Origin of the sequence: Acinetobacter uliginosus (assembly GCF_044130295.1) — a bacterium.
Classification (GTDB): Bacteria; Pseudomonadota; Gammaproteobacteria; order Pseudomonadales; family Moraxellaceae; genus Acinetobacter.
Window position 1 is genome coordinate 1 of the sequence record NZ_JBIQOC010000117.1, and the last position, 9,426, is coordinate 9,426.

Here is a 9,426-nt window from a genome sequence, read left to right on the forward strand (position 1 = left end):
GATAAGCTAAAGTGTAGCTATGAGGGTGCAGTTGCATTAGCTTGTATATTTATTTGGCTACCTTTATCGGGTAAATTCTATACTTGAAATGTCAACAGACCCTAAAAAGAATAACAAGAAAAGCAATCCTTGTTCGCTAGAACTCATCAGAGTCTTAGCATAAAAGCTATTCCAATCTTATCGGAATTACGCTGAAAATCGTAAATTGCAGTTGAGATGTAAATTTCAAACTGTTTTTGTCATGTAGAAGTTTCTATATTCACAGACCTCATAAAATATGAAGGGGGTATATTTTTTCCTTCCAGCAGTTAAATTGCTTTTGCATCTTTTTTATGTAGCCATAACAGAGATAAGGCCGAGAGAATAATCCAAGGTAGGAGAGCAATATTCATGATTTGCCATCTCCAAATATCCAATAAAGCTCCAGCACTGAAAGAACAGGCTAACCCGACAATGGGAGTGGAAGTTGGTCTGGACTTGTCGCTGAAAAATTAATGGGAGAAGAAACGTTTCCCGTCTGTTCACCCGCCTTTTATCAAGCACATTTAGAACAATTAAAGTCTCCTGAAGGATTGTTAAATTTACCTCTAATTCATGATCTCTCAATGGATCATCACTCTGGTTTCACGACTTGGGATACATGGCTGCATTTTCATCAAATAACTAATGAAGATAATCCACGGGGTCTCAAAATCAATAATTCAGCTGCGGTATTACAGGCTGCAATTAATGGTCAAGGAGTAGCACTCGCGAGAAGTGTCATGGTCTATGATGATTTAAGAGCAGGGCGTCTGGTCCGCCTGTATCCAGAAATAAACTGTCCTTCCTCTTTGGCTTATTATGTTGTTTACAGAGAAGAATGCCGGACTTTACCCAAGCTGAATGCATTTAAAGACTGGCTGATACAGCAGGCTCAACAGGCTGATATTTTGGAGTTAATTTGATGATGCGCTGATGAATAAGTCCCGCCGGGTCCCCCATTTTAAAAAACGTGTCGATGATATTGCAGAGCCGACTGTCATTGATGCGGTTCAGCTATAGCTTCCTAATTCATCCTAAAATAGAATAGGTGGAAAAGCGGCGACTGATTTAACTGTAGTCGCTTTATTTTTTAATAGTTTCGATTTTAGCTAAACGCCTTTTAAAGTTTTTCAATATTGCAGCCGCTTTTAATCCATCAATTCCACCTTCACCAAAACCAAAGCAATCCTTTCAATCTGCTGATAAGCAGGCTGATCCAGTTCTTCACCAAAAACATCGGGATCAATTTCTTCATAACACCAATGGATACTCGGTTGAGACAGCATTAATTTTTCAAGCTGTTGTAAAAAAGGATTACCGTTTGGACGAATAGCTACACCCGTATATAAAAATAAACATCCTTGAGGATTAAGCCGCTGAATGCCTTCTTTTACAATATTGAAGGCGAGTTCATTACCATCGAGTTGATTTCCACCATGCCGATATTGACGCTGATCTGCATCCATTAAATAAGGTGGATTGGCAAAAATAAGATCGAACTGTCCTGCAAGATGAGTAAATAAATTGCTGTAAACCGGAGTGATATTATTTAAACCTGCAAAGCTGGCATTGATTTGACTATACAACAATGCTTTCGGATTAAGATCCGACACGGTTATTTCATTAAAGTCTGGATAATCTTTGGCCAGACTAATAGCAGCAGCCGAACTGCCACAGCACAATTCCACAGCACGTTTAAATGAATGGGGCCGAGCTGCTAAATATTGTTTAAGATGGTATGCAAAGCGGTAAGTATCGGGACCAAAAAATACCGAATCGTGTTGAAGGGTTGGGAAACTTGAATGAATAAATAATTCACGATCAAGCGAAGCGACACGTACATCACTCAGCCATTGATGATCCTGAAAATGGATGAGCCGATTTTCTTTTAGAATTTCAAAAAGTGCCGGATCAAGATTGGTTTCGGCAAATGCCAAATTCCAGCCAAATATATCTCGAAGCGTAATTACGGTGTTCTTTTCTTGTCTTTTTCGGCTCAGAATACGTTGATGGGAAAGCGGGGTAATGGCGGTAAATTGATAGTCTCGTTGTTTTAAGAAATCTAATAAAAAAAGCAAAGCCTGTTGTTGAGTGGTATCGATATTCAAAATTTGGTTCATATGGATGTTCTCTTCTGATTATTTATTAAAAACCAATTCCGAGGTTTTGGAGCTTATTTAAGTTTTTGAAACGAGGTGTGACCAGACGAGTCCTGACTGCTTAAAGGGTTTTTTATCGTGTAATTGCATAGAAAAGATAGGCTTGATTTTCGCCTAAAAAGCAGTTGATTTGGGTAAAAAAGTGCTGCTGATTGGTTAGATTTGTATTTTTGTATAGATCGATAAGACAGGCTATAAACAACAATTAAATTTGAATAAATTATTCATTTTATTATTTTATTTAAATAGTTTGAGATGACTACCTGACAGTAATCATCTCGAACTTGGAGGTATTAAATAGTTTTAACCTTTCAGTTCAGGCAAATCAAACCAGATAACTTGAGTATCTTGCAAAGCTTCAATCTGACTTGCCTCTAAAAAGCCAATGGCGCCGCCAGCTTCTACTGTATGCTCTGCAATCTTGATTGAACCGGAAATGACATGCACATAATTAATATATTGGGTCGCTTCAATGTTTAGGCGTTGACCCTGGTTAATCACTGCAGTTTTAACTTCAGCTTGCTGACGAATATGCATCGGTGCATTTTCGTTAGGGCCAACAATTAAATGCCATTGATTCGGCTGTTCACGTGGGTCACATTTGATTTGTTGATAGTTTGGTTCTGCATTGCGTTCATTTGGAATAATCCAGATCTGCAATAAATGAACCGGCTCATCACCCTGGTTAATTTCACTGTGCTGAACACCTGTGCCGGCGCTCATCAGTTGCCATTCACCGGCAGAAATTCCACCTTCATTACCCATGCTGTCTTTATGAGAAATTGTTCCCTTAAGCACACAGGTCAAGATTTCCATATTGTCATGCGGATGGGTGCCAAAACCGTTATGTGCGGCAATAATGTCGTCATTAATTACACGCAAGGCACTGATCCCCATGAGTTTTGGATTATACCAGCTACCAAAGGAGAAGCTGTGTTTAGACTCAAGCCAGCCCATTTTTACATGACCGCGGTTGTCACTGGGGTGTAAAAAAGCATTCATATTAATGCTCCTATCATTATTTTAAACATGAGCTTATTTTAATGGTTTGAAAATGACATAGAAATCATAAAACGGCAACAAGTCATCCTGTTTTTGAAACGATGATGTTTATATTGTTGAGGCAGCAGTTTATAAAAAAGCCTGCAACAGATGCAGGCTTTTCTTCATACAGTGTGCAGGGATTATTCCAGGAATTTAACTGTGACACCCGATTTGACTTTTTTACCCAAATCATTAGCATCCCAGTTGGTTAAACGGATACAGCCATGCGATGCAGTTTTAGAAATTGCAGATGGATTTGGTGTACCGTGGATACCAAATGATTTTTTACTTAAACCGATCCAAATGTTTCCGACAGGAGCATTTGGACCTGGTGGTAAAGAAAGCGGTTTTGTATTATTGCCTTGAATAAAGTTACTTGGTGAATAGCTGTACCATGGGTTTTGCGCTACACCGGTAATTTTATAAGTACCTGTAGGGGATGGTGTATCTGAGCTACCAATTGTGGCAGGGAATGAGCCAATCATCTGGTTACGACTATTAAATAAATACAGTTGTTTCGCACCTTTATGCGCAACGATCAGATGAATATCTTCTGGAACTTCATTGCGGATATTGGCCACAATAATTTTTTCACCAGCTTTTTTGAAGGTTGCCTTAGGATTTAACTTTTTCAAAAAGTCTTCATCCATATGGAATTTTTCACCCAGCATTTCGGTTACGCGCGTGTAATACAGGCCTTTCATTTTGGCTTGCAGGGCATAATCGTGCGGAATGGTTTGTGCATAAGGACCTTTCAGGTCTGCATCGGTAATCGTATATTCAATAAATGCAGGCTTAGCACCTTGGCGAGCAATCAAAGCATCCCAAGTTTCCTGAGTTAAAATACCTGTCGGTTTAATGCCGTTGATTTGCTGGAAGGATGCAATGGCTTTCAGGGTATTTTTACCACTTGCACCATCAATTGCACCCGGAGAAGCATGGGCATTGTTGAGCATCACATGGGCACGTGCATAAACAGGGAATTGGCCTTTACCAATATTGTCATACCATGTAGCGTTATTTAAACCTTCTAAGGTCCAAGAGGCTTTCGCAGAAGCAGGAGTAGTAGTTGGCGTGCTCAGTGTTTTTGTAGTCGGTGCAGCACCAATCGCAGCATTATTATCTTCAGTATTTTGAAGATCTTGCAGGGTTTGCGAGGCCTTGTTCAGGTCATTTTGTTCTTGTGGGGTAATCTGTGCATTCGCAGTGCTTGCAGCACCAGATGCGGCATCGGTTGCCAGTGGGTCAATTGGATCTTGAACCACCGTATTCGCAATCTTTTGAGGATTTAATGGTTGTTCAGCAGTAGATGCGGCAAACGCTGTACCCGCAAAAATGCAACTTAAACTCATGGCGAGTAATGTGCGAACGTACATGTAATTCAACCTTAAGAATTATTCATTAACTATGTGACAAAACTAGGCAAGTATTGCAGAAAAAATGAGGAGATGCAGTATTTGTTTTGTGTAAAAAAATTTTACATTTAACGTGATCGATTTTTAGCTGCAAGAGAAGTTACTAAATTTTCGACCTTTTTGTTATGATGGTTCGAAGATTAAAAATGAGATGGGAAAGTAAATGACGACGCTAAAAAACGATCGTTTTCTGCGGGCCTTATTGCGTGAGCCGGTAGATACCACACCAGTTTGGATGATGCGTCAAGCAGGACGTTATTTGCCTGAATATCGTGAAACACGTGCCAAAGCAGGTGATTTCCTTTCCCTGTGCAAAAATAATGATTTTGCCTGTGAAGTGACCTTACAGCCTTTGCGTCGTTATGACCTGGACGCTGCCATTCTATTTTCAGATATTTTAACCGTGCCAGATGCTTTGGGGTTGGGTTTGTATTTTGAAGCGGGAGAAGGTCCAAAATTCCATAAGACTATCCGTACCGAGCAAGATGTGGCGAATTTACCCAATTTTAATGCCAAATCCGATCTTGATTATGTGATGAATGCTGTAAGCACCATCCGTTCAGCCTTGGGTGGTCAAGTGCCGTTAATCGGTTTCTCGGGTAGCCCGTGGACATTGGCCACTTATATGGTGGAAGGCGGTTCCAGCAAGGAATTTCGCTATACCAAACAGATGATGTATGCACAGCCTGAAGTGTTACATGCTTTGCTGGACCGCTTGGCGATTGCTGTGATTGATTATTTAAATGCGCAAATTGATGCTGGAGCGCAAGCGATACAGATTTTTGACAGCTGGGGTGGTGCGCTGGCACATCGTGAATATATCGAATTTTCACTGAATTACATGCAAAAAATTGTTGCCGGTTTAAAACGTGAAAAAGACGGACGTAAAGTTCCGGTGATTTTATTCACCAAAGGCGGCGGACAGTGGCTAGAGCCTATGGTGGCAACTGGTGCTGATGCCTTTGGACTGGACTGGACTACATCTTTGAACATGGCACGTCAAACCGTGAATGGCCGTGCTACATTACAGGGCAACCTCGATCCGGCCACTTTATATGGTAATGCTGCATCGATTGAAAAAGCTACCAAAGCCATGCTGGATGATGCTTATGCAGGTGGTGAAAAAACAGGTTATGTGGCCAATTTGGGCCATGGTATTACCCAGTGGGTTGATCCTGCTAATCCTAAAGTGTTTATTGATACGGTGCATGAATACAGCGCTAAATATCTTTAAATCTGTATGAGTTAATTCATTATTAGGATTCAACCTTGATCAGTTTTTTTAAATCATGTTTTGAGTTCTCATTTAAGGCAGCTTCGGCTGCCTTATTTGGGATATTGCTGTTGATTGCTTTTGCACTGACCGCCTCTATGGGGAGTCAGGAGTTTTACGGCTTGTTCCGTTATGACTATCTGCTGTTCTATGCTCTGATTATTCAGGCCTGTTTGCTGTATTTAAAATTAGAATCGTGGGCCGAAGCCAAAGTCATTGCCTTGTTTCATATCATGGCGATGGGCATGGAAATTTTTCTGACCCATCCACAGATTGCATCCTGGCAATATCCACAGCCGGCAGTGTTTAAAATACTGACTGTCCCCTTATTTGCCGGATTTATGTATTCGGCAGTGGGCAGTTTTTTTGCACGCTCACTCAGACTGTATCAGGTGTCCTTTGAGAAACTGCCAAGCTTTCCCAATATGCTGGTTTTGGCTGTTTTTTCCTATATCAACTTCATGAGTAAATTTTTTGTTCCCGATATCCGCCTGTTTCTCTTCGTCTGGAGTGTGATCATTTTCTGGAAAACTAAAATTCGCTTCCAGTTGCAACAGCATCAGCTACAACTCCCGATGTTACCCGTACTGATTGTTTTAGCGTTTCTGATCTGGATTGCAGAAAATATCAGTACTTTTTACAGAATCTGGCTGTACCCCAGTCAGGTCGATGCCTGGCATATGGTCGGCTGGGGCAAGATGGGTTCCTGGTATTTATTGCTGCTTCTGAGTCTGGTGTTGGTGTTAAAAATATTGGGTAATCGCAGCAAAGACGGGGTCTGGACTTTAAAAAACAAATAACTTCAATGTTTTATGTGGTGGGTGATGACTTTGGTGTAAATTGTTTTGCCTTATAAGAAAGTTGCCGCTATCTTACAGAGGTGTAATAAAATTTACACAATGGTGAAGAATTAGAACACTTGAATAATAAATTTTGGAGAATAACCATGTTGAAAAAATTAGCTTTAGCTGCAGTTGTAGCCCTCGGTTCTACAGCAGCATTTGCAGATCGAGATGCAGGTTGTGGTATCGGTTCTCAAGTCTGGGCAGGTCAATCCGGTAAAGTACCTAAAATTCTTGCTGCAACAACCAATGGACTTTTTGCCAACCAGTTATTCGGTATTACCTTTGGTACGCTAGGTTGTAGCGGCACAGGGACAGTGACTGCTCAAGCAGTGACTTTTACCAATGAAAATGCTGAATCTTTGGCACGTGATATGGCCGTTGGAGAAGGGGAAAGCCTAAATGTACTGGCTGAACTTTTAAATATCAGAGCACAAGACAAAGCCCGTTTTTTTGCGGTTTCTAAACAGAACTTCGCTAAAATTTATGCTGCAGAAAATCACGATTCACTTCAGGTACTTGCTTCTTTGCAAGCAGTGATGGCTAAAGATGAAGTCTTGAAAGCCTACGTATAATTGAATATCTCAAAACCCTGTCATTCTGACGGGGTTTTTTCTTATTTTACATTTCTTCTTGAATAAAAGATAAATACCCAATTTGCATGAAATCACTTGCGTTCGTTCTTACTTTAACCTTTTCCACAATGACCTACTCGGCAACAGCTGTTGAAAGCATTGAAGCTCATATCACTCAGCCCTACATAGAACGTGCAGCACAACAAAAATTAGCTCAAGACATCACTTGGCGCAGACTCATGTATGCCGATAAACAAGGACAAAGTGAAGTCAGCTATGCAGGTTATTTCTTATCGCCAAATGGTCAAGTTGATTTAAAACAGGAATTGCAGGCCAATATTCAGGCCTTATTTCAACCTGCAGCGCCGAATCATTCGCTGCGTTGTCGCTTTCCAGCACGCAGCCAGTGGTTAATGCAGCAACTGCATATTTCTGAACAGCAATTACCAGTGGTCACCTGTCCGGAACTGGACGACTGGATTGGTCAAATCAAGCCTTATAAAGCCACACTCATTTATGCAACCGACTTTATGGGTAATCCCAGTTCGATGTTTGGGCATACCTTGCTGCGCCTGGATCCCCAAGATCAGAAACAGCTGAATTTGGTATCCTACGCCGTGAATTATGCAGCCACAGTCACCGAGGGCGAAGGCTGGTCTTTTGCCTGGAATGGCCTAACTGGGCAGTATCCGGGGGAATATTCCTTAATGCCTTATTACCGTAAGGTCAAGGAATATGGGGATCTGGAAAGTCGGGATTTGTGGGAATATGAACTTAGCTTAACTCCTGACGAAACCCGATTTTTAGTGCAGCACATTTGGGAAATGAAACATGTGAGTTTTCCTTATTATTTTGTCAGTGATAACTGTGCCTATCGTTTATTGGGGCTCATTGATCTGGTTCGTCCAGCGCTGAATTTAAAACAGCAATTTAAAGTCGCAGCCATTCCTGTTGAAACCATAAAAGCCATTGAGCGGCAGGGTTTGGTCAAGGAAACAATCTATAGACCGGCTTTAGAAACCCAGCTGTTATCGCAAGCCAGACAGCATGGCAAAAGTCTGGCTAAAGTGGCGCATCAAGTCGCTTTTGCCGAACCTATAGAAATGTCTAGGCAAATGGAGGCGTATCAGGACTTGGATAAAGCCAAGATTTTAGAAATGGCCTATGATGATTTATACCTGCAATTTATCGGGCGTAAAGTTGAGCCAGTTTTTGCCCAGCCACGCTTGCGCCAGCTATTGAGTATGCGCAGTGAAATTGATCTGGACAAACAACGCCCACAACCACAACGCCCTAAAGTAGACCCTACTCAAGCACATGATGCCCGTCATTTTTCGGTCAATATGGGGGAGGTACAGGGTGAGAAGTTCGTCGAGTTGGGACATCGTCAGGCTTATCATGACCTGATTGATCCGCAAGGGGGCTTCAGGACGGGTACACAGTTGCTATTTGGGGATGGTTCAATCCTGTATCGTGATGATGAGTTGAAACTTGAACATTTTGATGTTCTGAGCGTGAATTCTTATAACCCCATGACCCCCTTTAAAACGCCACTCAGCTGGGGTTTTAACTTGGGCTGGAAGCAGGAAGCTTTGGATCAAAAGGGTCAGTTCAGTGAGCAGGAACAGCACGGGATTGCCAATTTACAGGTTCAGATGGGCTATAGCTATGCAAACCCGGCACGTGAACATTTGTGCTATATGCAACTGCAAAACCATATACAGGCCGGCAAGGCTTTAGATCAGGGCTGGCGTGTCGGGATGGGACCGACTATAGGTTGTCAAAATATCTGGTCAGATCACATCAATAGTCTGCTACAGCTAGAATTACCGTATTGGGAAGATTCCAAGCAATGGCAACTTAAACTGAATACCCAGTGGCAATATGTCCTGAATCCGCAAAATGTCATTCGTTTTAATTGGCAATACCAGCAACAAGACCATAAGGACTGGATGAAAACCAGTCTGGGCTATGTACGTTTTTTTTAATACTTTAGGACTTACGCAGTATTATTTATAGATTCTCTGTGGTAGCAGATGATTTTTATCGAGAATAAAGTCATCAATGAAGTTTTTGATCATTGGTCTAAATAATTCC

Annotated in this window: 8 protein-coding genes and 2 pseudogenes; 6 read left to right on the forward strand and 4 right to left on the reverse strand. The window is 41.4% G+C overall.

All coding sequences use genetic code 11. The features are described from left to right. A pseudogene (locus ACE01T_RS16315) lies at positions 1–87 on the forward strand (IS5/IS1182 family transposase); the annotation flags it as partial. 221 nt (positions 88–308) lie between these two features. Here ACE01T_RS16315 and ACE01T_RS16320 read toward each other — a convergent pair. Then, positions 309–455, reverse strand: a pseudogene (locus ACE01T_RS16320) (MFS transporter); the annotation flags it as partial. Positions 456–494: 39 nt separating this feature from the next. On the opposite strand from ACE01T_RS16320, the gene ACE01T_RS16325 reads away from it, so the two are divergent. After that, positions 495–944 carry a LysR substrate-binding domain-containing protein gene (locus ACE01T_RS16325; protein ID WP_395519685.1) on the forward strand — a complete coding sequence of 150 codons (450 nt, stop codon included), beginning with the start codon at positions 495–497 and terminating at the stop codon, positions 942–944. 225 nt (positions 945–1,169) lie between these two features. Here ACE01T_RS16325 and ACE01T_RS16330 read toward each other — a convergent pair whose 3' ends face one another. The 3 genes from ACE01T_RS16330 to ACE01T_RS16340 form a co-directional block, all read right to left on the reverse strand. Beyond that, positions 1,170–2,141: a methyltransferase gene (locus ACE01T_RS16330; protein WP_395519686.1), complete on the reverse strand. Its 972-nt coding sequence runs from the start codon at positions 2,139–2,141 to the stop codon at positions 1,170–1,172. 342 nt (positions 2,142–2,483) lie between these two features. Next, on the reverse strand, positions 2,484–3,182 hold the full coding sequence (locus ACE01T_RS16335; protein ID WP_180176783.1) for a pirin family protein: 699 nt from the start codon (positions 3,180–3,182) through the stop codon (positions 2,484–2,486). Positions 3,183–3,364: 182 nt separating this feature from the next. Then, on the reverse strand, positions 3,365–4,600 hold the full coding sequence (locus tag ACE01T_RS16340; protein WP_180081132.1) for a L,D-transpeptidase family protein: 1,236 nt from the start codon (positions 4,598–4,600) through the stop codon (positions 3,365–3,367). A gap of 202 nt (positions 4,601–4,802) precedes the next feature. Between ACE01T_RS16340 and hemE the strand changes: the two genes are divergently transcribed. From hemE to ACE01T_RS16360, 4 genes are all read left to right on the forward strand, one after another. Further along, positions 4,803–5,873, forward strand: a complete 1,071-nt coding sequence (gene hemE / locus ACE01T_RS16345; RefSeq protein ID WP_395519687.1) for a uroporphyrinogen decarboxylase — start codon at positions 4,803–4,805, stop codon at positions 5,871–5,873. A gap of 38 nt (positions 5,874–5,911) precedes the next feature. Further along, entirely contained in the window at positions 5,912–6,712 is an 801-nt protein-coding gene (locus ACE01T_RS16350) for a DUF817 family protein (RefSeq protein WP_227609596.1), read from the forward strand. A 146-nt stretch (positions 6,713–6,858) separates the two neighbouring features. Beyond that, entirely contained in the window at positions 6,859–7,329 is a 471-nt protein-coding gene (locus tag ACE01T_RS16355; RefSeq protein WP_180081138.1) for a DUF3015 family protein, read from the forward strand. A gap of 86 nt (positions 7,330–7,415) precedes the next feature. After that, positions 7,416–9,317 (forward strand): Lnb N-terminal periplasmic domain-containing protein, encoded by a 1,902-nt coding sequence (locus ACE01T_RS16360; protein ID WP_395519688.1) that lies wholly within the window; start codon positions 7,416–7,418, stop codon positions 9,315–9,317. The last annotated feature ends 109 nt before the right edge of the window (positions 9,318–9,426 follow it).

What these genes read in the sequence shown, in the direction of transcription:
- ACE01T_RS16325 (WP_395519685.1), top strand. Translation starts at nt 495, where the DNA reads ATGGGAGAAGAAACGTTTCCCGTCTGTTCACCCGCCTTTTATCAAGCA.
- ACE01T_RS16330 (WP_395519686.1), bottom strand. Translation starts at nt 2,141, where the DNA reads ATGAACCAAATTTTGAATATCGATACCACTCAACAACAGGCTTTGCTT.
- ACE01T_RS16335 (WP_180176783.1), bottom strand. Translation starts at nt 3,182, where the DNA reads ATGAATGCTTTTTTACACCCCAGTGACAACCGCGGTCATGTAAAAATG.
- ACE01T_RS16340 (WP_180081132.1), bottom strand. Translation starts at nt 4,600, where the DNA reads ATGTACGTTCGCACATTACTCGCCATGAGTTTAAGTTGCATTTTTGCG.
- hemE (WP_395519687.1), top strand. Translation starts at nt 4,803, where the DNA reads ATGACGACGCTAAAAAACGATCGTTTTCTGCGGGCCTTATTGCGTGAG.
- ACE01T_RS16355 (WP_180081138.1), top strand. Translation starts at nt 6,859, where the DNA reads ATGTTGAAAAAATTAGCTTTAGCTGCAGTTGTAGCCCTCGGTTCTACA.
- ACE01T_RS16360 (WP_395519688.1), top strand. Translation starts at nt 7,416, where the DNA reads ATGAAATCACTTGCGTTCGTTCTTACTTTAACCTTTTCCACAATGACC.